This is a genomic window from Actinopolyspora sp. BKK2 (assembly GCF_011291845.1).
GTDB lineage: Bacteria > Actinomycetota > Actinomycetes > Mycobacteriales > Pseudonocardiaceae > Actinopolyspora > Actinopolyspora saharensis.
This window is the reverse complement of the sequence record NZ_JAANTE010000011.1, coordinates 33,359-56,658: the sequence shown is the minus strand read 5'-3', so window position 1 is coordinate 56,658 and position 23,300 is coordinate 33,359. Positions and strand designations below refer to the sequence as shown.

At 70.2% G+C, this 23,300-nt stretch carries 18 protein-coding genes and 1 tRNA gene; 16 read left to right on the top strand and 3 right to left on the bottom strand.

Going from position 1 to position 23,300, the window contains the following annotated elements:
* Positions 1 to 189 precede the first annotated feature (189 nt).
* Positions 190 to 1,287: a septum site-determining protein Ssd gene (gene ssd, locus G9Q41_RS19240; protein WP_347567612.1), complete on the top strand. Its 1,098-nt coding sequence runs from the start codon at positions 190 to 192 to the stop codon at positions 1,285 to 1,287.
* 703 nt (positions 1,288 to 1,990) lie between these two features.
* On the top strand, positions 1,991 to 2,338 hold the full coding sequence (locus tag G9Q41_RS19235; RefSeq protein WP_207631486.1) for a hypothetical protein: 348 nt from the start codon (positions 1,991 to 1,993) through the stop codon (positions 2,336 to 2,338).
* Positions 2,339 to 2,511: 173 nt separating this feature from the next.
* On the opposite strand, the gene G9Q41_RS19230 is transcribed toward G9Q41_RS19235, so the two are convergent.
* The gene (locus tag G9Q41_RS19230) at positions 2,512 to 2,700 is read right to left on the bottom strand and encodes a hypothetical protein (RefSeq protein ID WP_165633706.1); all 189 of its coding nucleotides are present in this window, start codon (positions 2,698 to 2,700) and stop codon (positions 2,512 to 2,514) included.
* A 410-nt stretch (positions 2,701 to 3,110) separates the two neighbouring features.
* Between G9Q41_RS19230 and G9Q41_RS19225 the strand changes: the two genes are divergently transcribed.
* The 7 genes from G9Q41_RS19225 (at position 3,111) to G9Q41_RS19195 (ending at position 8,239) form a co-directional block, all read left to right on the top strand.
* On the top strand, positions 3,111 to 4,334 hold the full coding sequence (locus G9Q41_RS19225) for a TadA family conjugal transfer-associated ATPase (protein WP_165633705.1): 1,224 nt from the start codon (positions 3,111 to 3,113) through the stop codon (positions 4,332 to 4,334).
* The gene (locus tag G9Q41_RS19220; RefSeq protein WP_165633704.1) at positions 4,331 to 5,212 is read left to right on the top strand and encodes a type II secretion system F family protein; all 882 of its coding nucleotides are present in this window, start codon (positions 4,331 to 4,333) and stop codon (positions 5,210 to 5,212) included. The genes G9Q41_RS19225 and G9Q41_RS19220 overlap by 4 nt, the downstream gene beginning before the upstream one ends.
* The gene (locus G9Q41_RS21620) at positions 5,209 to 5,997 is read left to right on the top strand and encodes a type II secretion system F family protein (protein ID WP_347567611.1); all 789 of its coding nucleotides are present in this window, start codon (positions 5,209 to 5,211) and stop codon (positions 5,995 to 5,997) included. The genes G9Q41_RS19220 and G9Q41_RS21620 overlap by 4 nt, the downstream gene beginning before the upstream one ends.
* A 155-nt stretch (positions 5,998 to 6,152) precedes the next feature.
* Positions 6,153 to 6,473, top strand: coding sequence for a DUF4244 domain-containing protein (locus G9Q41_RS19210; RefSeq protein ID WP_165633703.1), 321 nt, complete (start codon positions 6,153 to 6,155; stop codon positions 6,471 to 6,473).
* Positions 6,470 to 6,958 (top strand): TadE family type IV pilus minor pilin, encoded by a 489-nt coding sequence (locus tag G9Q41_RS19205; RefSeq protein ID WP_207631484.1) that lies wholly within the window; start codon positions 6,470 to 6,472, stop codon positions 6,956 to 6,958. Before G9Q41_RS19210 ends, G9Q41_RS19205 begins: the two co-directional genes overlap by 4 nt.
* Complete coding sequence (locus tag G9Q41_RS19200) at positions 6,955 to 7,461, top strand: Rv3654c family TadE-like protein (RefSeq protein ID WP_165633702.1); 507 nt, start codon at positions 6,955 to 6,957, stop codon at positions 7,459 to 7,461. Before G9Q41_RS19205 ends, G9Q41_RS19200 begins: the two co-directional genes overlap by 4 nt.
* Positions 7,462 to 7,594: 133 nt before the next feature.
* The gene (locus G9Q41_RS19195) at positions 7,595 to 8,239 is read left to right on the top strand and encodes a bifunctional DNA primase/polymerase (protein ID WP_165633701.1); all 645 of its coding nucleotides are present in this window, start codon (positions 7,595 to 7,597) and stop codon (positions 8,237 to 8,239) included.
* Positions 8,240 to 8,369: 130 nt separating this feature from the next.
* Here G9Q41_RS19195 and G9Q41_RS19190 read toward each other — a convergent pair whose 3' ends face one another.
* Positions 8,370 to 10,766, bottom strand: coding sequence for a DEAD/DEAH box helicase (locus G9Q41_RS19190; RefSeq protein WP_165633700.1), 2,397 nt, complete (start codon positions 10,764 to 10,766; stop codon positions 8,370 to 8,372).
* Positions 10,767 to 11,100: 334 nt separating this feature from the next.
* Between G9Q41_RS19190 and G9Q41_RS19185 the strand changes: the two genes are divergently transcribed.
* The 4 genes from G9Q41_RS19185 (at position 11,101) to G9Q41_RS19170 (ending at position 18,796) form a co-directional block, all read left to right on the top strand.
* Complete coding sequence (locus G9Q41_RS19185) at positions 11,101 to 13,521, top strand: sodium-translocating pyrophosphatase (RefSeq protein WP_165633699.1); 2,421 nt, start codon at positions 11,101 to 11,103, stop codon at positions 13,519 to 13,521.
* 72 nt (positions 13,522 to 13,593) lie between these two features.
* Positions 13,594 to 14,178: a hypothetical protein gene (locus G9Q41_RS19180; protein WP_092524642.1), complete on the top strand. Its 585-nt coding sequence runs from the start codon at positions 13,594 to 13,596 to the stop codon at positions 14,176 to 14,178.
* A gap of 273 nt (positions 14,179 to 14,451) precedes the next feature.
* Positions 14,452 to 17,445, top strand: a complete 2,994-nt coding sequence (gene topA, locus G9Q41_RS19175) for a type I DNA topoisomerase (RefSeq protein ID WP_347567619.1) — start codon at positions 14,452 to 14,454, stop codon at positions 17,443 to 17,445.
* A 73-nt stretch (positions 17,446 to 17,518) separates the two neighbouring features.
* The gene (locus tag G9Q41_RS19170) at positions 17,519 to 18,796 is read left to right on the top strand and encodes a DNA polymerase III subunit delta' (RefSeq protein WP_207631483.1); all 1,278 of its coding nucleotides are present in this window, start codon (positions 17,519 to 17,521) and stop codon (positions 18,794 to 18,796) included.
* Between the two features lie 33 nt (positions 18,797 to 18,829).
* Here the strand turns inward: G9Q41_RS19170 and G9Q41_RS19165 are convergent, their stop codons facing one another.
* Complete coding sequence (locus tag G9Q41_RS19165; RefSeq protein ID WP_165633697.1) at positions 18,830 to 20,380, bottom strand: hypothetical protein; 1,551 nt, start codon at positions 20,378 to 20,380, stop codon at positions 18,830 to 18,832.
* Between the two features lie 103 nt (positions 20,381 to 20,483).
* Here G9Q41_RS19165 and G9Q41_RS19160 point away from each other — a divergent pair.
* The 3 genes from G9Q41_RS19160 (at position 20,484) to G9Q41_RS19150 (ending at position 23,288) form a co-directional block, all read left to right on the top strand.
* Positions 20,484 to 20,560: transfer RNA gene (locus G9Q41_RS19160), tRNA-Thr, on the top strand.
* Between the two features lie 341 nt (positions 20,561 to 20,901).
* Positions 20,902 to 22,263: a cytochrome ubiquinol oxidase subunit I gene (locus G9Q41_RS19155; RefSeq protein ID WP_092527644.1), complete on the top strand. Its 1,362-nt coding sequence runs from the start codon at positions 20,902 to 20,904 to the stop codon at positions 22,261 to 22,263.
* The gene (locus G9Q41_RS19150; RefSeq protein WP_165633696.1) at positions 22,260 to 23,288 is read left to right on the top strand and encodes a cytochrome d ubiquinol oxidase subunit II; all 1,029 of its coding nucleotides are present in this window, start codon (positions 22,260 to 22,262) and stop codon (positions 23,286 to 23,288) included. Before G9Q41_RS19155 ends, G9Q41_RS19150 begins: the two co-directional genes overlap by 4 nt.
* Positions 23,289 to 23,300: the final 12 nt, after the last annotated feature.

Sequence of the window (23,300 nt, the reverse complement as noted above, 5' to 3'; positions counted from 1 at the left end):
CGCTTTGCGACGGAACGGTCGATCGGGATCGTGGAGTCGACAGCATCCGTCGCCTGTTCTCGACGATCTCGTGGGCCTGTTTGCGCGAGCGGGACGACCCCGTGGCCGCGAGCAGTGCTGCGCGCAGTCCTCGTCGGGGTCACACGGTTGTGTGCGGGGACGGCAGTGGAGCCACACGGGGAGGTGCGGGTGACAGCGCGGGATCCGTTGATCGTCACCGGGGACGACGAACTGGGCGAGGAACTGTCCCGGATCGCGGCGGCGGCCGGATGCGAACCGCGCCGGGCCGCACCGGAGGAGCTCGAGCAGGGCTGGAGAACGGCTCGTCCGGTACTGCTCGATCCCTGCGCCGCCGCGGAGTGCGCGGCGGCCGGACTTCCGCGCGGAACGGAGACGGTCCTGGTGAGCAGGGATCCGGAGCCGGACTTCTGGCGCGCGGCGTTCCGGTGCGGAGCGCGACACGCCGTGGCGCTGCCCGCAGACGAGCAGTGGTTGGTCGAGTTGTTGGCCGGTCTCGACGAGCAGCCGGTCTCCGGGGCGGGCAGCGTGTTGGCCGTGCTGGGCGGCTGCGGCGGAGCGGGAGCCTCGGTCTTCGCAGCGCTGACGGCGGTGTTGGCCGCCAAGCAGGGACGCCGCTGCATGCTGCTCGACTGTGATCCGCTCGGTGGTGGTCTGGACTTCGCGCTCGGGGAGGAGCGCGCGGTCGGGGTGCGCTGGTCGGACTTGTCCATTGGTACGGGTCGGGTGACCGCGGACGCCCTGCGGGAGGCCTTGCCGACCAGACGGTTCGGGTCCGGGGCGCTTTCCCTGCTGTGTCCGGGACGCACGGGGCAGGGGATCACGAAGCGTTCGGTCGAGGCCGTGGTCGAGGCCGGTGCGCGGGCGGGGGAGACCGTGGTCTGCGATCTCCCCCGGACGCTCGACGAGCCCTCCGCGGAGGTGCTGCGCCGGGCCGATCTGACCGCTGTCGTGATCCCGGCCGAAGTCCGTGCCTGCGCGGCGGCGGGGAAGCTGCTGACCTCGTTGCGGGAGCGGACCGAGTCCGTGCGAGCTGTCGTGCGCGGTCCGGCGCCCGGTGGGCTGGAAGTCTCCGATGTCCGGCGTTCGGTCGATGTGGAGATAGTGGCCGCCATGCGCGCGGATCCGCGCATGGCCGGGCTGGTGGACCGATTCGGACTGTACGCGCTGGGGTCGGGAATGCGAGGGCCTTCGGTGCGGGCCGCCCGCAAGGTGCTCGGGGCCTTGGGTGAGACACGGTGGGAAACGGGTGATCCGGACTCGCGGTGAATGGCGCACTGGCCCGGCGTCCCGCTACCGACCACGGCAGCCACGCTGCTCAGCGGGGAATTCGAGCGGTTAGATCGATTTTCGATGTAGCTGTGATTGCGATTCGACCACCTGATCGACAAATGATCCGGCGGGTCCGGGGCGGTGTGGTATGAGTGATGAATGCGCGTGCCGTTCCGAAGTGGGGCAACTGCGGAGGTGCGGCACGGTGCCGCGAGTGGATCAGTGGGGCGCAGCGATCTCTTCGGGGTGGGGTCCCCGAAAGTGCTTCCCGGTATCACGTGGCGAGTGTTTTGCCTGCTGTGGACGGTCCGAGCGTCCTCCCGCCGGGAAATGAATTCGACGGCTCCGGGGGCGGTTCGCTGTTTGCCGAGACTCGCCGATCTCGTTGTGGAACTGTTCCGCGGTGGAGGATAACCGATCTGGTCGTCGAGTGCACGATGAGTCGGCGAGGTGGTTCACGTGGAAAATCGATCAGTTCCGTCCGGTCGGGTGGTTCGGCGGGTGGGGCGAATTCGATCCGGCGAACCTCGGAAGAGGGCGGTAAACTTGCCGCAGCGTTCTTCGGGGTGGCCGTCATTTCGACGAGCAAGGCCTTCTTTCGTGGTCACCCGAATGGATCTGCTTTGGATTCGCGGTTATTTCGCACCGTACTGGTAGGAGGTTCGCGGTGTCCGAGTCTTCCCAGGTCGTCCCACGGCCGATGGATATCACGATTGCCGAGAGTGTCGTTCGGACGGCTACCGGTTCCACCGATTCCGCCTTGGTCGACGAGATCGCCCTGGTCCTGTATCGCCATTCCGCGTTCAGCTCCGAGCTGGCCGACAGCGCCGGGCGGGGGCTGCTCTCGGCCGAGGAGGTGACCGAGGTCAGCGCGCGTGCTCACGCCGCGACCGAGCGGGAGATCCAGCGGGTTCTGGACACCGCTGTCCGGGAGGAACAGCACCCGGTGACTCCGAGTCCGCGCAAGCAGCCGGTCGTCGAGACCTACGAGACGGGATCCCGGGGCTCGTCCCGCACGGCTGCCACGATGCTGGGGGTGCACCCCTGAGCGCGTCTGGTTCACTTCCGGGCGTTACCGGGCACGAGCCCCGGACGGCTCGGCTCCCGTGCCGGGGCTGACCGCTCTCGCGCCGAGGTGTTGCCACGGGCGGGACGCTGAGCACGTGGACGTCCCCCGCTCTGAGGGGCGGACGACTGCCGCCTCGGCTCCGGTGCCGCGCCTCACAGTCCCGGCAGGCTGAACGGTGAATTGACGCGGTCGATGAGGGAGTCCAGTTCCGCGAGTCGTTTTCGCAGTTCTTCCGCCCTTTCGAGATCGGTGCTCTCCTCCAGCTCGGCGGCCAGTTCTCCGTAGTGGGTCAGCAGCGCGGTGAAGTCTCCGGAGGACGGTTCCCACCTGTGCTCGCTCACGTCGGCCTCCGTTCTTCCGTGTTTTCCGGATCCCTGCTTACCCGAATGGCGGTATGACAACACGCCGTCGGCCGTTGAAACACAACGCCGCTCCGTTCCCGTACTCCCACTATCGGGTGTTTTTGTGGTGTTTCGGGTTTCAAGTAGCAGTGGTGTTGCCCACTTGAATCGATCGAGTGATCGGAACGTTTCTGTGTGTGATTGAACTTCGCTGTGGCTCACCTGATGGTGTCAGAAAGCTGGCTACTCTTCGCGTTTGGGCGGAGCTCGTGGTGCGAGTTGTCCACAGGAAACGCAGCGCTGCACACCTCGCTGAATCTCGTATTGGAAACGCCGTCGAAGCGGATCAGTGTGGTTGTCGAGGCCGCGAGGACGGCCCCGACCTCCGAGAGAAAGCGAGGTGCTTTCCGATGTTCGCGGACCCAGCGGGACGTGCGGGGAAACCGACCCGAGCTACGTCGGGCCGTGTGACCGAGGAGCTCGTCTCCCGAGTCCGGGCGAGGCTGGTGGCGGCGGGAGGGGACGTCACCGCCCAGGCGATGGCGACGGCGGTGCGGGAGGAGGCGGACACCCCGCTCGGGGACGGTGAGGTGCTGGCCGCGATTCGGCAGCTGCGCAGGGAGTTCCTCGGGGCGGGGGCGCTGGAGGAGTTGCTGAACGAACCCGGTGTGACCGATGTGCTGGTGACCGGGCCGAACGAGGTGTGGGTCGATCGTGGACTGGGCCTGGAGCGTTCGCACGTGAGCTTCACCGACGAACAGGAGGTGCGCCGGTTGGCCCAGCGGTTGGCCGCGGCCACCGGCCGCAGGCTCGATGACGCGCGACCGTGGGTGGACGGGTGGTTGCCCGAAACGGCGGAGGGTTCCGCAGTGCGCCTGCACGCCGTGCTGGCCCCGGTCGCCGCGAAGGGCACCTGCGTATCGCTGCGGGTGCTGCGCCCGGCAACGCACGACCTGGAAAGTCTCCGAGCCTTGGGCACCTTCGACTCGAGCACGGCCGGTCTGCTGCGTTCGCTCGTTTCCGCCCGGGCGGCCTTCCTGGTCTCCGGCAGCACCGGGGCGGGCAAAACCACCCTGCTTGCGGCGCTGCTCGGTGAGGTTCCCGGAAACGAGCGGATCGTGTGCGTGGAGGAGGCCGGGGAGCTGCACCCCGAGCACCCGCACGTGGTTCGGCTCGTGACCAGGCCGCCGAACATCGAGGGCACCGGGGAGATCCACACGCGCGATCTGGTCCGTCAGGCATTGCGGATGCGCCCGGACCGACTGGTGGTCGGCGAGGCGCGGGGTGCCGAGGTGTGCGACCTGCTGGCCGCGTTGAACACCGGGCACGAGGGTGGCGCCGGGACTGTGCACGCCAATTCCCCGGAGGAGGTTCCGGCACGGATGGAGGCGCTCGGCGTGCACGGCGGGATGGGGAGGGATGCGCTGCACAGCCAGCTCGCGGCCGCTGTCCGGGTGGTGCTGCACATGCACCGCGACGCCTCCAGAGGCAGACATCTTTCCGGGATAGGCGTGCTCCGTCGCCAGGGGGCGCACAGCTGCGTGGTCCCCGCCTGGGAGGTCGACGGTGGATGGGGGCCGGGCCGGGACGAATTGCTGGCCATGCTGCCCGGACACGGTGCGGGGGTCGTATGACGGACTTCTACGGGACGCGACAGGCCTTTCCCGCCGCGGTGCTGCTTCCGGCACTTCCCGCACTGCTCGCGATCGCGCTGGCGGTCTGGCCCCTGCCCGGTGCGGCACGCAGACTCAACCACGAAAGGATCAACCACGAAGGCCTAAAGAACGCGAGGACAGCCGTGATTCGGCGTGCCGGGCGGAGTCCCGCGCTCGGGCGTGCGGCCGTCCTCGGTGCTGCGGCCCTGCTCGGGATCCTGCTGCTAGGACCGGCCGGTTCCGTCTCGGGAGCGTTGTTGGCGGCGTTGGCGGTGCGATATCGCCAACACCGGCTGCGGACCACCAGGGGAGTGCGTTCGTTGACCGAACTCGCCGCGGGGTTGCGGGTGCTGATCGGTGAGCTGGGCACCGGGGCGCATCCGAGCGCCGCGGCAGCGAGCGCATCCACCGACACGGGAGGGGACGTTTCCGAGCTGTTCGGCGATCTGGCGGTGACTTCCAGGTTGGGCGGCACTCCGGCCGAGAGCCTGGGGGCGAAACGTCCTCCGCCGGAGCTGCTCCCGGCGACGGCCCGCTTCGCGCGGTGTTGGCGGATGTCCGAGCAGCACGGTGTCGCGCTGGGACGGTTGCTGGAGACCGTTCGCGAGGACGCCGAGCACCGGGTGCGGGTCGTCCGGGACATCGACTCGAAACTGGCCGGACCACGTGCCACTGCGGCGGTGTTGAGCGGGCTTCCGCTGCTCGGGCTGCTGCTGGGTGAGACGGGTGGAGCGGATCCGATCGGTGTGCTCGTCTCCGAGCCGGTGGGGCAGCTTCTGCTGCTGGTCGGAACGGCACTGCTGTGTGCCGGGGTGTTGTGGGTCCAGCGGTTGACCGAGGTGGCGATGCGGCCGTGATCCGAGCGTTCGACCTCTCCGCGGCTGTCGTTGCTGCGGTCCTGGCCTGTGCGCTCGCGCTGTCCGGACGGGGGACCGCGCGGAGTCGGTTGGGGGAGTTCGGCGGTTCGCCGGTGCGCTTCCTGCCCGGTCTGATCACCGCGAAGTGCGGTGCGTGGACGGCGCGGTGGAGGGTGGTTGCGCGGTTTCCGGGCGGAACGCTGGTCACCTCGTGCGGTGTGGCCGTGTTCGCCGCGCTGGTGGTCTTCCCGCTGGCGGGGACGGTGATCGCCGTGCTCGCGGGGACCGGTGCCGGGTGGGCGGTCTCCAGGGTGCTCGGTGGGAGCGGCTCCGGGCGCACGACCCATCCGCTCGGGGTGGCCTCCGGCTGGAATCTGCTGGCCGTCGGCCTCCGAGCCGGTCTGCCGGCCACGGCGCTGCTGCGCGAGGTGGCCGAGGACTTCGAGGGGACGGCCGCGGAGGGACTGCGTGAAGTGGCCTGTGCTCTCGAGCTGGGGACCGATTCGGTCTCGGGCTGGGAACCCGCACTGCGGCGTTCCGAGACCGCCGAGCTGGCGCGGGCGGCACGACGCAGTGCGCGCAGCGGCAGCGGATTGGCGAGAGTGGCCGAGGAATTGGCCGCGCGAGCTCGTGAGGAGGCTCGGGAGGACGCCGCGGCTCGAGCCGGCCGTGTGGAGGTGTGGGTTTCGGCCCCGCTGGGGCTGTGCTTCCTGCCCGCTTTTTTCTGCCTGGGAGTGCTGCCCGTTGTGCTGGGGATGATGCAGCGGATCGGTCCGCACTGGTGAGTGGGGTTCGCGGGACGGCACGTGCGGAGGGCGTGCCGGGGCAGCGTCCCGTGGAGACGATCCCGACTCCTCCCGTTCCCCGAGGTGGGGCGCTCTTCGGAGGGGAACTTTTCGAAACTGCTTCGTTCGTGATCGATCGGTGAAAGGGGACGAGGATGACACTGCTCGGTGGGGTTTTCCGGGCGTGGTGGTGTACGGCCGTGCTCGGCACGTGGCTGTTCGGTGCCGGGGTGATCCGCTCGCGAGGTCGCTGGAGGCGCGGCCCGGCGCGCACTCGCGGCGAGCGGGGACTCAGGACCCCGGTGCTTCACAGGGTGCTGGGTGGTGACGAGGGGATGAGCACGGCGGAGTACGCCGTCGGCACGATCGCGGCGGCGGCTTTCGCCGGGCTGCTCTACACGATCGTCACGAGCGATGCCGTCACAGAGGCGTTGACCTCGTTGTTGCGCAGCGCCCTGTCCCAGGAGCTCGGGTGAACGCGGGAGGCGGAGCGTCCGCGCGGAGCGGTTCCGGTGCGGAGTTCGGGGAGGTGGACCTCCGCTGCGCGGGTGATCGGAGGTCCGCCCGGGGGCGGGCTGGCACCGCGGCCGATGCGGGCACGGTCACTGTGGAAGCGGCGTTGGGGATCTGTTCGGTGGTGCTCGTGTTCGCCCTGGCAGCGGGTGGCCTCGCCGCCGTGATCACTCAACTGCGGTGCACCGATGCCGCTGTGGAAATCGCCCGGCTCACCGCGCGAGGGGACACGGACGCGGTCGGGGAGCGGGTCGGGGCGATCCTTCCGGAAGGAGCTGATTTCGAGGTCACCGAACACGGGGAGCGGATCTCGGTCTCGGTTTCGGCTCCGCCGGTCGGGCGGTTGGTGCCGGGGAGGTTGAGGGCCGAGGCGCACGCGGTGCTCGAACCGGGAGCGGCCGGTTCCGTCGCGGGGCGGCGAGGCGTCGGTCGGGAGCACCCCGGATGAGTGGCGGGTGGATTGATCGCCGGGTTGCGCTTCGCGGGGCGTGCGCGGTTCTCGGGAGACGGACCGGCATTCACCGCAGGGTCGGGCAGTCGTCCACCGAGGACCGGGACGGTTCCGGAGAATCCCGCGCCGGTGAACGGGGGGTCAGCACCGTCGTCGGGGCCGTGCTGATCGTGGCGCTGTTGACGCTGTTCTGGGTGGGGATCCAGTTCGGGGCGACGCTGGTGGCCGGGCACCGGGTCAGGGGCGCGGCCGATCTCGCGGCCCTGGCCGCTGCCTCGCACGCCTTCCGGGGGGAGCAAGCTGCTTGCGACCGCGCCGAGTGGGTGGTGCGCGGCATGGACGCGACCCTGCTTTCCTGCGAGGCTGGCGGGACGCGTTTCCGGGTGCGCACCGAAGCCGTCCGCGAGAACGGCCTCCCGGGGCTTCGGCGTGTGACGGGGCGGGCGCTGGCCGGTCCGGTGCACGGTGAGCGGCATCACAACGACCACTCGTCACGCTGACCTCTTCGGCCGTGCTGTTGCCTCGATCACGCTCGTCGCCTTCCGTCGACCGGTCGTCGACGCGGGGGTGTACGCGGGCCCGCCCCTTGACGTTCCTTGGGGGTACGAGCCCGAACCAAGGAGGCGAAACGGAATGGATTTGGCGGCGGAAGGTTGGCACAGCGCCTTCCGAATCGAGCTGCGCGTGCAGGTCCTCGAGCTGGCTTCGCGGGGTTGGCCGGTTTTCCCCGGGACGTATCCGGTCGTCGGTGGCTGGGACGGCCACGAGAGCACGGGTGCTCTCTCCGGGCGGGAAGACGTCGTGGAGGGGCCGCTGCCGATTCGGCGGAACTGGACGGGCGAGCTCGTGGGGGCGGACAACGTCGCCGCGTGGTGGTCGGAGCGCCCGTACAGCGTTCTGCTGGCCACCGGAACGGGTATCGAGGCGATCGAGGTCGACGCGGACCACGGCCGACGTACGGCCCGGGCGCTGCGGGCGTCCGGAAGCCCGGTTCCGATAGCCGCCACTCCGCACGGTCGGTGGTACTTCCTGACCACCGGGGGACAGCAGTTGAACGGTGAGCTCGCCGACGAGGGCGTGGTGCTGCATTCGGAGGGCAGCTGGATTCCGCTCCCGCCGTCGACCTTCCCGGAGGGGATCCTGCACTGGAGGGTCAAACCGCAGATGTGCGACTGGCGACTGCCCGATCCGGACCACGTGCAGGAGGCGCTGCTCACGGGGTTGCACGATCTGGCCGAGCGCAGCGGTCTCGCTTCCCAGCCGCTCGCCGCGATGTAGAGGGGCGGAGTTCGTCGGCTCGGGGTTCGTGCGGTGGTGCGGTCGGCTCGGGCGGTGTTCTCGGCGTTGCCGCGCCGGGGAGGGCACCGTCCGGTGGGCGAGGTGAGCCCACCGGAAACCCGGCGGGGAGCTACCCGGTCCGCTGCTCCGAGTCCCGCGAATCCTCCGAGTCCTCCGCAGCCTTGAGCACCAGATCGAGCACGGCCACAGCCCCCGCCTTGTCCAGCGGTTCGTTGCCGTTGCCGCACTTCGGCGACTGAACGCAGGACGGGCAGCCGGCCGGGCAGTCGCAGGCAACGATCGCCTCCCGCGTAGCGGCCAACCACGGGAACAGCGCGGCGAACCCGCGCTCGGCGAATCCGGCACCGCCAGGGTGACCGTCGTGCACGAACACCGTCGCCTCCCCGGTGTCCGCGTGCAGTGCGGTGGACACCCCGCCGATGTCCCAACGGTCGCAGGTCGCGAACAGCGGTAGCAGGCCGATCGCCGCGTGCTCGGCAGCGTGTAGCGCACCGGGGAGGCGCGCCGGATCCAGCCCGGCGCTCCCCGGTGCGCTACCGGTCAACAGCTCGTCGTCGAGGGTGTACCAGACGGCCACCGTGGTCAGCGTCCGCGCAGGCAGGTCGAGCGGTGTCTGGTCGAGGACCTCGCCGTTCGGCATCCTTCGGAGGTAGCCGACCACCCGAGAAGTGACCTCCACCTCGCCGAGGTTGATCGACAGACCTGGGCTCGGCCGACTGTGGTGCCCGGTGCGCAGCACCGCGATGTCGGTTTCCTCCCGCGGGGTGGTGTGCCACTCCGGGTCCTGCTCGTGCACCAGGGCGATTCCCGATTCCGTGTCCAGCTCGTCGACCACGAAGGACTCCCCCTGGTGCAGGTAGACCGCTCCGGGGTGCACTGTTCCGTGCGCGGATTCCGGGTCCACGGTACCCAGCAGTCTTCCCGAGTCCCCCTCCACGACGGCCACCTGGTTCCCGCCCGAGCCGCGCAGTTCCACGTCCCGGTGCGGGAGCTGCCGGGAGGTCCAGTACCAGCCGTTCGGGCGGGTGCGGAGGGCTCCGGCCTCCCGGAGCCGTTCCACGGCCTCCGCGGCCACCGCGCCACCGAACTCCTCGAGGGTGTCGCTGCTCAGCGGAAGTTCCGCGGCGGCGCAGGTCAGGTGCGGACGCAGCACGTGGGGATTGCTCGGATCGAGCACCGTGGTCTCCACGGGCCTGTCGAACACGGCGCGCGGGTGGTGCGCGAGGTAGGTGTCCAGCGGGTCGTCCCTGGCGACGAACACCACCAACGCGCCTTCCCCGGCACGTCCTGCCCGGCCCGCCTGCTGCCAGAAGGAGGCGAGCGTGCCCGGATAGCCCGCTATCACCACGGCGTCCAGCCCGGATATGTCCACACCGAGCTCGAGGGCGTTGGTGGTGGCCAGCGCGCGCAGCTCGCCGGAGACGAGTCCGCGCTCGAGCTCCCTGCGCTGTTCGGGGAGGTAACCGCCCCGGTAGGCGGCGACCCGGTCCACCAGCTCGGGGGCCACCTCGCGCAGCGCTCGCCTGGCCCCGAGCGAGGCCAGCTCCGTGCCGCTCCTGGAGCGGACGAACGCGAGGCAGCGGGCCGACTCGACCACGAGGTCGGCGATGATCCGCGCGGTTTCCGCGCCCGCGGAGCGCCGGATCGGAGCACCGTTCTCCCCGGAGATCTCCTCCAGCAGCGGGGGTTCCCACAGCGCTGCCGTGCGTCCGCCGCGCGGTGAGCCGTCCTCGGTGATCGCCAGGCAGCGTCGCCCGGTGAGCCGCTCCCCCAGCGCCTCCGGTTCGGCGATCGTGGCCGAGGCGAGCACGAAGACGGGGGAGGATCCGTAGTGCCGCGCGATGCGGTGCAGTCTGCGCAGCAGCAGGGCGATGTGCGACCCGAACACCCCGCGGTAGGTGTGGCACTCGTCGACCACGATGTAGCTCAGGTTCCGGAAGAACCTCGCCCAGCGCGAGTGCCGCGGCAGGACGCCGTGGTGCAGCATGTCCGGGTTGGTGAAGACCCACCTGGAGTGCGCCCTGGTCCAGTCGCGTTCCGCGTACGGGGTGTCGCCGTCGTGGGCGGCGGGGCGGATCCCGTGCAGGTCAAGTTCCCGGACGGAGCGGAGCTGGTCGGCGCCCAGCGCCTTGGTGGGGGAGAGGTACAGCGCGGTGGCCTGCGGGTCGGAGTCCAGAGTGGCCAGCACGGGCAGCTGGTACGCCAGGGACTTGCCCGAGGCGGTTCCGGTGGCGACGACGACGTGGTTGCCCGCGTGAGCGGCTTCGGCCGCTCGTGCCTGGTGGGTCCACGGCAGCGTGGTCCCCTGTTCGCGTAGTGCGTGCAGCACGCGTTCCGGAACCCAGTCCGGCCAGTCGTCGTGCCGGGCCTCCCGCCCCGGCAGCTGTTCGACGTGGCGCAGCGGGGACTCCGCGTCCGGAGTTCCGGCCAGCACTCTCTCGAGTAGTCGTCTGCCGCTCTCCTCCCGGGAACGTCGCGTTCCGGTGCCGGGTTCGATCGGGGTCACGGGGCGAGCCTCGCACAGGCGCAACCCGGGGGCCGCACGTGTGCCCGCACGGACCCCGTGCCGGATCGGATCGAGCCCGTGCTGAGCGAGCGCGGCTCTCAATCGATGAACTTCCCCCTGAACGGGTGAGTACGCGGATGCCTTGATCGATCCACCGTGGAACAATCCGCACCTCGGCAGGAGTGAAAGATCACGAAGTGATCTGCAGCACGCACTCGCGAACGGGGTGCCGGTACGGCGCCGAGGGCCGCGGGACGGCCGTGCGGCACCGCCGGTGCCCGAGACCGGAGACAGCGGACGCTCCGGACACGACCAGCACAACCGAGGAGGACGGATGTCCCTGCTCAGCGTTGCCCGGTCCGGTTGGGACGGGAACAGTCGACCGCGACCGGAGCCACCGCCGGGAGACGGAGGAACGAGCGTGGCCACCGAGCACGCGACCCGCGCCGGTCACCCACTGGCTCAGGGAACGCAGCTGAGCAACCTCCGGCTCGACGCTGCCGACTACGCCGTCGTCGGTGTGGTGCTGGCGATCGCGCTCGCCGCGCTGGCGTTCGGCTACGTGCTCATCAGGGAGGTCATGTCGGCCGGGGAGGGCTCGACGCGGATGCGCGAGATCGCCAGGGGAGTCCAGGAAGGGGCCGCAGCGTATCTCAACAGACAGTTCCGGACGCTGGCCGTTTTCGCAGTGATCGTGTTCCTCCTGCTTTTCGCGCTGCCCGCCGAGACCCTCGAGCAGCGGGTGGGCAGGTCGGTGTTCTTCCTGCTCGGAGCCGTTTTCTCCGCGGCGATCGGCTACCTCGGCATGTGGCTGTCCACGAGGGCCAACCTGCGCGTGGCCGCAGCGGCGAACGACCCGGCCGCGGGCAGGAGCACCGCCATGCGGATCGCGTTCCGCACGGGCGGTGTGGTCGGCATGACCACGATAGGTCTGGGGTTGTTCGGGGCCGCGCTGGTCGTGCTCGTGTACGCGGGGCAGGCCCCGCGGGTGCTGGAGGGTTTCGGCTTCGGCGCGGCGCTGCTGGCCATGTTCATGCGCGTCGGTGGCGGGATCTTCACCAAGGCCGCCGACGTCGGCGCTGACCTGGTGGGCAAGGTGGAGCACAACATCCCGGAGGACGATCCGCGCAACGCGGCCACCATCGCGGACAACGTGGGCGACAACGTCGGCGACTGCGCCGGCATGGCCGCCGACCTGTTCGAGTCCTACGCGGTGACCCTGGTCGCCTCGCTGATCCTGGGAACGGCGGCCTTCGGGACGAAGGGACTGCTCTTTCCGCTGATCGTGCCCGCCATAGGCGTGCTCACCGCGGTGCTCGGCATCTACACGACCAGGGCCCGCAGCGGGCGGAGCGCGCTGACCTCGATCAACCGTTCCTTCTACATCTCGGCGGGAACAGCGGGACTGGCCTGCGCCGTGGCCGCGCTGATCTACCTGCCCGGCTCGTACGCTCGGCTGGAAGGGGTGCCCCCCGAGATAGGCGAGCTGCCCGGCAACCCGGCCGTGATGGCCCTCGCGTCGGTGCTGATCGGCATCGCGCTGGCCGTGGTGATCCTCAAGCTCACCGGCTACTTCACGGCCACCGAGCGCAAACCGGTGCGCGATGTCGGCGAGTCCTCCACCACCGGGCCCGCGACGGTCATCCTCACCGGTTTCTCCGTCGGGTTCGAATCGGCCGTCTACACCGTGCTCGTGATCGCGGCCGCCGTGTTCGGGGCCTTCCTGCTGTCCGGTTCCATCTCGGTGGCGCTGTTCGCGGTGGCGCTGGCCGGGTGCGGGTTGCTGACCACCGTGGGCGTGATCGTGGCCATGGACACCTTCGGCCCCGTCGCGGACAACGCCCAGGGCATAGCCGAGATGTCCGGCGAGTTCGAGGGCGAGGGCGCCGAGGTGCTCACCGAGCTCGACGCGGTGGGCAACACCACCAAGGCCATAACCAAGGGCATCGCGATCGCCACGGCGGTGCTGGCGGCCACGGCCCTGTTCGGCTCCTACCGGGACGCGATCGCCACCACCCTGGCCGAGATGGCTACCGAGCTCACGGTGGGCGAGTTCCTGGTCTACGCCCCGAACGTGCTCGTCGGAGTGATCATCGGCGCGGCCGTGGTGTTCCTGTTCGCCGGCTTGGCCATCAACGCCGTCTCCCGGGCTGCCGGTGCGGTCGTCTACGAGGTGCGCAGGCAGTTCTCCGCCAAACCCGGAATCATGGACGGCTCCGAGCGCCCCGAGTACGGGCGGGTGGTCGACATCTGCACCAGGGATTCGCTCCGGGAGCTCACCACCCCGGGGCTGCTGGCGGTGCTCGCCCCGGTGGCCGTGGGGTTCGGACTGGGAGTCGGACCGCTGGCCGGCTACCTCGCCGGAGCCATCGCGGTCGGAGCCCTGATGGCGATATTCCTGGCCAACTCGGGGGGTGCCTGGGACAACTCCAAGAAGCTGGTCGAGGACGGCCACCACGGTGGCAAGGGCTCCGAGGCCCACGAGGCCACCGTCATCGGCGACACCGTGGGGGACCCGTTCAAGGACACCGCGGGACCGGCCATCAACCCGCTGCTCAAGGTGATGAACCTGGTCTCGGTGCTGGTCGCCCCGGCCGTGGTCACCGTGACGGCGGGAGTTGACGCTTCGATCGCCCTGCGGGTGACGATAGCGGTGGTCTGCGTGGTGGTGATCGCCTCGTCTGTGATCGCGTCCAAGCGCAGGAGCACCGCCATAGCCGGTTCCTCGTCGGGCAGCGACGGGGCGACCGGGTGAGGGCCCGGCCGCGCCACGGTCGGATGACACGGACCCTGGTGCCGTTCGAACGGGAGTTCTACGATCACCGACGTGGGCCAGCTGTCGTTCTTCTCGGCCGAGGCGCGGCCCGCCCGCATCGCCGATCTGGCCGGATTGCTGTGCGGGCAGGGGCAGGCGACCACCTTCGGCCGCGGCACCGCCGCGCGTCTCTCCGTGGTGGTCGCCGAGTCCTGGAGGGCACGCGCGCTGGTCGCGGTGTGCGCGGAGCGGGGAGTGACCGCTGAGCTGGAACGCGCCGAGTCCGGCGAGCCGCTGGTCCGCACCGCTTTCCGCGCCGATCTGACCCAGCTGGCGGCGTGTTGGTTACACGGCGCGGTAAAGTCGGTGCCGAACGGATTCATCCCGGATGGCTGGGCGCTCAGAGTTTGGGCGCTCACCTCGGGCGCCCCTGTCACCGGGGGCTATCTTCTCGGGCTGGATCCGAGCGTGCCGGAAACGCACGGGCCGTTGGCTACATCACTCGGCCGAGCCGGCCTTCCCGCGCGGATGGTTGGCTCAACGGGGCAGGACCCCGCTTTGCGGATCGTGGGCAGACGTCGTCTGATGCGGTTGGCCGAGCTCGTCGGGCCGGTTCCCGAGGGTGCCGCTGGGGGAGTGTGGCCGTTCCAGCCGTGAGTCATTCGCCACAGGTCACACCGGTTGTCCCTGAGGAACACCGCCGGGTTCTGGGCCGTTTGCCCCGGTGAAACGAGCGGAGCGGGGTAGACGTGTGTCACGCTGTGCGTTCCCCGGCACGGCGCACCGGGCCGTGCACGGTGCACACTGACGAATCGGACACCTCCAGACGAGAGCAGGGTAGGCGTGGCTGGCTCGACACGGACGAAGAAGGACAGCGCCGAGGGGCGCGCTTCTCAGACTTCCACCGGGGGCTCCGGCGGTCGGCGGTTGGTGATCGTCGAGTCCCCGGCCAAGGCGCGCAAGATCGCTTCCTTTCTCGGCTCGGGCTACCAGGTCGAGTCGTCCCGCGGACACATCAGGGACCTGCCGCGCGGAGCGGCGGACATCCCCGCCGCCTACAAGGGGCACTCGTGGGCACGTCTCGGTGTGGACGTGGAGAACGACTTCGAACCGCTCTACCTGGTGACCGACGAGAAGCAGGACACGGTCGACGAGCTGCGCCAGGCGCTGTCGGGGGCCGACGAGTTGTACCTGGCCACGGACGGTGACCGCGAGGGCGAGGCCATCGCCTGGCACCTGTTGGAGACGCTGCAGCCGTCGGTCCCCGTCCGGCGGATGGTCTTCCACGAGATCACGGAGGCGGCGATCCGGGCGGCTGCGGCCAACCCGAGGGAGCTGGACAACAACCTCGTCGACGCGCAGGAGACCAGGCGCATCCTGGACCGGCTCTACGGCTACGAGGTCAGCCCCGTGCTGTGGAAGAAGGTCATGCCGAAGCTCTCGGCGGGCAGGGTGCAGTCGGTGGCCACCCGGATCGTGGTGCAGCGTGAGCGGGAGCGCATCCGTTTCGTTCCGGCGTCCTACTGGGACATCGCCGCCACGCTGCGCGTTCCCGAGGAGCAGGGTTCCGGTTTCGGTGCGCGCCTGGTCAGCGTCGACGGTGCGCGGCTGGCGACCGGGAAGGACTTCGGCCCGGACGGGGAGCTGACCGGCGACGCGCTCGTGCTGGACGAGCAGCGCGCCCGCTCGCTCGCCGCCGGGTTGGACACGGCCGAGCTGAACGTGTCCAGCGTCGAGGAGAAGCCCTACACGCGGAAGCCCTACGCGCCGTTCATGACTTCGACGCTGCAGCAGGAGGCCGGGCGCAAGCTGCGTTTCTCGGCGGACCGCACGATGCGCACCGCGCAGCGGTTGTACGAGAACGGCTACATCACCTACATGCGCACGGACTCCACCACGCTGTCGGACACGGCGATCAACGCCGCGCGGCAGCAGGCCGTGGAGCTCTACGGCGACAGCTACATCTCCGGGCAGGCGCGGCAGTACACGCGCAAGGTCAAGAACGCCCAGGAGGCCCACGAGGCCATCCGTCCGGCGGGGGAGAACTTCCGCACCCCGAGGGACGTGGGCTCGGAGCTGGACGCCGACGGTTACAAGCTCTACGAGCTGATCTGGCAGCGCACGATCGCCTCTCAGATGGCCGACGCCAAGGGGACCACGATGTCGGTCCGGGTGTCCGGCACGGCCGAGAGCGGGGAGGAGTGCGTCTTCGCCGCCTCGGGCAGGACGATCACCTTCTCCGGCTTTCTCAAGGCCTACGTCGAGTCGGTGGACTCGGAGGCGGGGGGCGTGGCCGACGACGCGGAGTCGCGGCTGCCGCGCCTGGTCGAGGGGCAGCACCTCAGGGCGGGTGAGCTCGAACCGGACGAGCACTCGACGAACCCGCCGGCCCGCTACACCGAGGCCAGTCTGGTCAAGGCGCTCGAGGACCTGGGCATCGGCCGCCCGTCCACCTACGCCTCGATCATCAGCACCATCCAGGAGCGCGGTTACGTCTGGCGGAAGGGGTCGGCTCTCGTGCCGTCCTGGATCGCCTTCGCCGTGATCGGCCTGCTGGAGCAGCACTTCGGCAGGCTGGTCGACTACGACTTCACCGCAGCGCTGGAGGACGAGCTCGACCGCATAGCCGAGGGTGCGCAGCAGCGCACCAGATGGCTCCACGGTTTCTACTTCGGCGGTGAGGTGGGCCCGCAGGACTCCATCGGCAGGGCAGGCGGTCTGAAGAAGCTCGTCGGCTCCGGGGTGGAGGACATCGACGCCCGCCAGGTCAACTCGATTCCGATGTTCAGCGACGACGAGGGGCGCACGGTGTACGTGCGCGTCGGTCGCTACGGCCCGTACCTGGAACGTCCGGCGCACGCCGCCGAGAGCGGCAGCGGGGAGTCGCAGCGCGCCAACCTGCCGGACTCGCTCGCGCCAGACGAGCTGACGCCCCAGATCGCGGAGAAGCTGTTCGCCACTCCGATGGAGGGGCGCACGCTCGGAACGGACCCGGAGACCGGCAACGAGGTCGTGGCCAAGGACGGCCGCTTCGGGCCGTACGTGACGGAGGTGCTGCCGGAGGGGACCAAGGGCAAGCCGCGCACCGCCAGCCTGTTCAAGTCCATGTCGCTGGACACCGTCACCCTGGAGGACGCGCTGCGGTTGCTCTCGCTGCCGCGCACGGTCGGTACCGATCCCGACACGGGTGAGGAGATCACGGCGCAGAACGGCCGTTACGGTCCGTACCTCAAGCGGGGGAGCGACTCGCGTTCCCTGGACAACGAGGAGCAGATCTTCACGGTCACCCTGGAGGAGGCCCGCCGGATCTACGAGCAGCCCAAGCAGCGCGCTCGCAGGGCGGCGGCCCCTCCGCTGCGGGAGTTGGGCGAGGAGCCCGACACCGGCAGGAACCTGGTCGTCAAGGACGGTCGGTTCGGTCCCTACGTGACCGACGGGGAGACGAACGCGTCGCTGCGCAAGGGTGACACGGTCGAGGAGCTGAGCAAGGACCGCGCGATCGAGCTGGTCGCCGAGCGGCGGGCCAAGGCGCCGGCCAAGAAGAAGGGGACCAAGAAGTCGAAGAGCACGAGCTCGGGCGGCGGGACCAAGAGTGGTGCCAAGGCCAAGGACAGCGGTTCCGGGGAGTCGTCCTCCGGGGCGAACGGGACCGGTTCCTCCACGGGCTCGTCCGGGAAGAAGTCGTCCGGCAGGAGTTCGGGGACCGCGTCCGGAAGCGGAAGTTCCACGTCCAAGACCGGCACGTCCAAGAGCTCCACGAGCAAGAGCTCCACGAGCAAGACCGGTACGGCGAAGAGCTCCACGAGCAAGAACGGCACGTCGAAGAACGGCGCGAACGGTGGATCCTCGTCCGGGAGCTCGCGAACGGGTGGTTCCACCGGAAGCGGTGGCAGGCAACGTGCCGCGAGCCGCTCGCAGAGCTGACCGCGGGGGACGTGGTTCGCCGCGGAGCTCGTTCGTTCCGGAACGTCGTCGGAGCTGTGGTGAGGTGTCGTGAATGGCTGCGGAGACCGACTCGTCCGTCGCCGCGGGGGAGGTGGCGCCCGGTTCCCCGTCCGGAGATCGGGGAGCGGATCCCTCGGGTGAGGGAATCTGGGCCGAGGTCGTCGGACAGCCCGAGGCCGTGCGCACGCTGACGAGCGCCGTGCGCGCCGCGCGGGCACGTCTTCGCGGGGAGAGCACCACGGGCGGTGCGATGACCCACGCGTGGTTGTTCACCGGCCCGCCGGGATCCGGGCGCGCGGAGGCCGCGCGCGCCTTCGCCGGGGCGCTGCAGTGCGCCGACGCGGAAGCGCCCGGCTGCGGGACCTGCGCGGCCTGCGAGACCGCGCTGGCGGGGACCCACGCCGACGTGACCACGGTGGCCCCGGAGGGGCTGTCGATCTCGGTCGCCGAGATGCGCTCGCTGGTGCAGGCCGCCGCCAGGAGACCGACCACGGGGTATTGGCGGATAGTGCTGATCGAGGACGCCGACCGGCTCACCGAAGGTGCGGCCAACGCGCTGCTCAAGGCGATCGAGGAGCCTCCCGAGCGGACCGTGTTCCTGTTGTGCGCCCCCTCGGACCACCCGGCCGACGTGCCCGTGACGATCCGCTCCCGCTGCAGGGCCCTGCAACTGCGCACCCCCCTGGTCGGGGCGATAGCCGAGTCGCTGCGCCGCCGCGACGGCATCGAGCGCTCCACGGCGGAGTGGGCCGCCTCGGTCTGCGGTGGGCACATCGGCAGGGCGCGGCGACTGGCCACTGATCCGCAGGCGCGGGAGCGGCGGGAGACGGTGCTGGGCATTCCGCGCGGTCTGCGCGACCTGTCCGAGGTCTTCGGCGAGGCCGGACGGCTCGTGCGCTCCGCCGAGACCGAGGCCTCCGAGCTCAACGAGGAGCGCAACGAGGCGGAGAAGGAGGAGCTGCGCACCGCGATGGGGGCTGGGGGAACCGGAAAGGGGACCTCCTCGGCCACCAAGGGGGCCAACGCGGCGCTGAAGGAGCTGGAGCGGAAGCAGAAGGCGCGTGCCACCCGGTCCCAGCGGGACGCGTTGGACCTGGCGCTGGTCGATCTGGCCGGCTTCTACCGCGACGTGCTGGCTACCAGGTTCGGCGCGATGGTGCCGTTGAACCATCCCGACTTCGCGCGGGACGTGTCCAGGGCGGCGGCCGAGTGGACCTCGGAAACCGCCCTGCGCCGGCTGGAGGCGGTGCTGCGTTGCCGCACCGCGCTGAACCGCAACGTCAAGCCGGTCGTGGCCGTGGAGGCGTTGGCAGCCGAGCTGTACCGGTGAGGTGACTGCGCTCCCGCGCGGGCGGTTCGACCTCTACTGGCGGCGGCGTGGCAGCGCGGCTACGAGCACCGCGCCGAGCAACAGCAGCAGCGTTCCCGTCCAGAAGAGCCCGACCGCGTGGTAGGCCCCCGAGGTTTTGGCCAGCGGCGGCCCACCGGCCTCCCGCACCGGCGGTGCCGTGGTGTTCTCCGGAGGGGTGCTCCGTTCGCAGTGGACTCCGCCCTCCGGGGCTCCCGCCCGCGCGAACTGCTCGCCGAACGAGACCTGGGCGAGCGCGGTGGAGAACCCGAGGAAGTCGTTGGGCAGGATCTTCAGGTCGAGCAGCCGGGCCCCGGCGCGCACCTCACCTCCGGTCTCGTCCTTGGTGAGTTCGCCCAGGCTGAGTCGGAGCACCCCGATGTCGAGGACGTTCTCCCGGTCCGAGTGCCCCACGAGCGCGGTGTCGGAGTCCTCGCCCGGTGCGGGCAGGGGAAGGCCGATCGGCAGCTCGAACTCGGGGTTGGCCGCGTCGAGCGTGAACAGCTCCTCCCCGCCGCGGCTGACTCGCAGCACGGGAGCGCTGTAGTCCACCGAGGACGTCTCGGGGTCACCAGTGGCGGTGGCGGTCAACTTCGGACGGCTGACCACGTCGATGCGCAGCTCCTGCGAGGTGCCCGCGAACAGGTGAATACCGCCCGCTTCGAACCGCGAGGTGGAACGCACCGCCTTGCCCCGCTGCCCGGGAACGTCCACCAGCCGGACGCTGGAGTCGGCCCGCATCGCCTCTGGAACGCGCAGCAGCGAGCCCTTTCCGCTCGCGGGATCAGCCGCGGGACCGGTGAGCAGCCCGCCCAACTTCTCCAGGGGCCCCATCTCCTCGCCGAGCGCTATCCCGTCCTCCGCCGGGGGCGGACCGCCCGACAGCTCGGCGGCCTCGGCCGCCAGCTCGTCCTCCCGGTTGTTCAGCGCGGGCAGCATGTTCACCGCCGAGACCTCCGCCAGCGAGGTCCGCGCCGCGGATATGGGCTCGACGCAGGGGCCCAGCTGCTCGTCCCACCTGGCGTGCGCGCTGCCCTCGAGTGCCCCGAGGTCGAGCAGGCCGTCCAGCGGGGAGGACGGGGGTTCGAGGCCGCGGGTCCGCGGTTCCGCGTGGTCCGGGACGGCCGTCTGGGACAGCGAGCCGGGCAGTGCCGGGGCGTTGCCGCCCACGGCGAAACCGAGCGGGGCCGATTCCGCCACGGCTTTCTCCTGGGCCAGGTAGGCCTGTGAGTCGGCTTTGGCGACCGAGACGCCCATCCCGGTCTCGACCAGCGCCTGCCGGGGCAGCTTCTCGTCGAACCCGGGGTCGTCGATGATCGACTCGCCCGGGACGGCGTTGGGCAGCACGCGCAGCAGTCCTATCCCCGTTCCGGCACCGCCGACTACCGGCCCGGGCGGTGGGGTTGCCGGTTCAGCGGAGCCCGGTGGCTGATCGGGGAACTCGGGCGTGGGGGTCGGGGTGCTCGGAGGGGTGCTCTGCGCGGTGGCTGCGGGAAGGCCCAGCAGCACCACCGCCAGCGAGACGGCGGAGCACACCGCGAGGCGGTGGACAGTGGGTATGCGCATCCGGCACCCTCCGCGGATTCCGTGATCGACGTCACCGTGGTGTCCAACGAGCCGGGGGTGTGTGAGTGACGTTTCGGCGTCCGCTACACTCGTGTTCGGTTTCGCCGCCTTAGCTCAGTAGGTCAGAGCGACGCACTCGTAATGCGTAGGTCAGGGGTTCGACTCCCCTAGGCGGCTCCACCGATGACCGGCCACTTCCCGCAGCGGGAGGTGGCCGGTTTTTCGTTGGTCCGGGTGGCGGGCCCGGCCGCGCCCGGTCCGCGTGCGAGCGCCGCGGCTGCTTCGTCCTTCCGAGCGAGCAGCCCCTCCCGTCCTCGAGCGATTGCCGATGTATCACCCGAAACGCTGATCGGCTCGCCCTGCGAACCCTCCCCGGCTCGGTTAGGTTCCGATGAGCGGGTCGGAGGATTCCGGAACCGCTCGGATTTCCGGCACGGCTCGATCGGCCAACTTGAAGGGGGCGGGGTGTCGAGCTCGATGTTGTGCGTGCGGGCGCCGTTCTCCGCGCGGTGCGTGATCCGATGACGGGCCACTCGGCTGCGGAACTGCTGGCTGAGGCCGCATCGCCCGCGGATCTGGTCGCGGCCCGGATCCAGATGGCCCTGTCGTTGGGGTGGCACATCGTGATCGCCTGCTTCGGGGTGGGCATGCCCGCGATCACGGTCTTCGCGGAGTGGCGCGGCAACCGCACCGGGGACGAGGTGTACCGGCTGCTCGCCCAGCGCTGGGCCAAGGCCATGGGCGTGCTGTTCGCCGTGGGCGCGGTCTCGGGCACGATCCTGAGCTTCGAGATGGGTGTGCTGTGGCCCGGCATGATGGACACCTACGGGCAGGTCATCGGGCTTCCGTTCACCCTGGAGGGATTCGCCTTCTTCATCGAGGCGATCTTCCTCGGGATCTACCTCTACGCCTGGGACAGGCTCTCGCCCCGAGTTCACGTGCTGACCGGCATCCCCGTCTGCGTCGCAGGAGTGGCCTCGGCGTTCTTCGTCGTCACGGCCAACGCCTGGATGAACCAGCCCAGGGGGTTCGACCTGGAGAACGGCCGGGTGGTGCAGGTCGAGCCGTGGGCGGCCATGTTCAACCCGGCGGCCTGGCCGCAGACCGTGCACATGATCATCGCCGCTTTCATGGTGGCCGGTTTCGGAATGGCCGCGGTTTACGCCGCTGCGCTGCTGCGCGGCAGGCGTGATCGCTACCACCGGCTCGGATTCCTGATTCCCTTCACGGTCGGCGCCGTGCTCACACCGGTGCAGATAGGAGTGGGGGACTGGGCCGCGAAGTTCCTCGCCGAGAACCAGCCGATCAAGCTCGCGGCCATCGAGGGCGTTCACGAAACAGCGCGCAACGTCCCGCTGCACCTCGGCGGTGTCTACCAGCAGGGCGAGATGCGGTACGCCCTCGAGATCCCCAGCGGTCTCTCGCTGCTGGCCCACTGGACCCCGAACGGGCGAATCCTCGGGTTGGCCGAGGCCGCCGCCGAGAACCGCCCGCCGGTCAACATCGTGCACTGGTCCTTCCAGATCATGGTGGCCATCGGTTTCGGGCTGCTGCTGCTCGGCATCTGGTGCGGTCTCGTCTGGTGGCGGCGCAGGAGCTTGCCGCGCAACCGGGTCTTTCTCGTCCTGGCGACCGCGGCGGGCTTCGCCGCTCCGCTGGCGCTGGAATTCGGCTGGATCACCACCGAGGTGGGACGTCAGCCGTGGATCGTCTGGGGCAGGATGCGCACTGCCGAAGCCGTCACCCCTGTACCGGGGCTCTACGGCGGGCTGCTGGCCGTTGCCGTGGTGTACCTGGTGATGACCGTCGCCACCATCTACGTGCTGAGGCGGTTGGCGCGGGCCCCGCTGGCTCCGCAGGAACACGACGAGGAACACGCATGAGTCTCGCGGACCTGATGATCGCGGTGATGTGGGCGGGCTTGACCGCCTACGTGCTGCTGGGCGGTGCCGATTTCGGCGGTGGTTTCTGGGACCTGCTGGCGGGAGGAACGCGGAAGGGGGCCGAGCAGCGGGACCTCATCAACCACTCGATCGGTCCGGTCTGGGAGGCCAACCACGTTTGGCTGATATTCGTCATCGTGCTGTGCTGGACCGGTTTCCCCGAGGTGTTCGCGGCCGTGTCCTCGACCATGTACATCCCGCTGACCCTGGTTGCCCTGGGCATCATCGCCAGGGGAGCGGCCTTCGCGTTCCGCAAGGCCAGCACGGAGCTCGGCCATCGGCGGGTCTACGGGTTCGCCTTCGCGCTGTCCTCGGTGCTGACCCCGTTCTTCCTCGGGACCGTCGCCGGGGGGATCGCTTCCGGGAGGACCCCCGCGGGGATAGCGGAGGGCGAGCTCGTCGGTAGCTGGGTCAACCCCACCTCGGCGCTGGGCGGGGTTCTCGCGGTGGCGATCGCGGCCTATCTCGCGGCGGTGTTCCTGTGCGCCGACGCCCGCAGGGAGGGGCAGGACGCGCTGGCCGAGACCTTCCGCCGCAAGGCGCTCGGGACAGCCGCGGTCACCGGGGTGGTCGCGCTCGGCGGCATAGCCGTGCTCCACGCGGACGCTCCCCGCCTCTACGCGGGGCTCGTCGGCAAGGGGCTGCCGCTGATCCTCGTCTCGGCTCTCGGAGGTGTGGCCTCGCTCGCTCTGCTGCTGCGCAGAAGGTACGTGCCTTCCCGGGGGGCGGCCGCGGTCGCCGTGGCGGCCCTGCTGTGGGGGTGGGCCGTGGCTCAGTACCCGTTGGTGCTGCTGCCGGACACCACCATCGAGGAGGCCGCCGCCCAACCGTCCGTGCTGCGGGTGAGCCTGGTGGTCACCCTGATCGGGGCCGTGCTGCTGCTTCCCTCGTTGTGGTGGATGTTCAGCCTGTTCCAGCGCGTGCAGCCGCACTCGACCGGCCGGGGGACGAGCGCTTCCGAGTAGCGCGAGCCCGGG

Coding starts and splice junctions, on each gene's coding strand:
- G9Q41_RS19195 (WP_165633701.1), top strand. CDS start 7,595: ATGGATTTGGCGGCGGAAGGTTGGCACAGCGCCTTCCGAATCGAGCTG.
- G9Q41_RS19165 (WP_165633697.1), bottom strand. CDS start 20,380: ATGCGCATACCCACTGTCCACCGCCTCGCGGTGTGCTCCGCCGTCTCG.
- G9Q41_RS19155 (WP_092527644.1), top strand. CDS start 20,902: ATGACGGGCCACTCGGCTGCGGAACTGCTGGCTGAGGCCGCATCGCCC.
- G9Q41_RS19200 (WP_165633702.1), top strand. CDS start 6,955: ATGAGTGGCGGGTGGATTGATCGCCGGGTTGCGCTTCGCGGGGCGTGC.
- G9Q41_RS19210 (WP_165633703.1), top strand. CDS start 6,153: ATGACACTGCTCGGTGGGGTTTTCCGGGCGTGGTGGTGTACGGCCGTG.
- G9Q41_RS19220 (WP_165633704.1), top strand. CDS start 4,331: ATGACGGACTTCTACGGGACGCGACAGGCCTTTCCCGCCGCGGTGCTG.
- G9Q41_RS19150 (WP_165633696.1), top strand. CDS start 22,260: ATGAGTCTCGCGGACCTGATGATCGCGGTGATGTGGGCGGGCTTGACC.
- G9Q41_RS19225 (WP_165633705.1), top strand. CDS start 3,111: ATGTTCGCGGACCCAGCGGGACGTGCGGGGAAACCGACCCGAGCTACG.
- G9Q41_RS19235 (WP_207631486.1), top strand. CDS start 1,991: ATGGATATCACGATTGCCGAGAGTGTCGTTCGGACGGCTACCGGTTCC.
- G9Q41_RS19170 (WP_207631483.1), top strand. CDS start 17,519: ATGGCTGCGGAGACCGACTCGTCCGTCGCCGCGGGGGAGGTGGCGCCC.
- G9Q41_RS19185 (WP_165633699.1), top strand. CDS start 11,101: ATGTCCCTGCTCAGCGTTGCCCGGTCCGGTTGGGACGGGAACAGTCGA.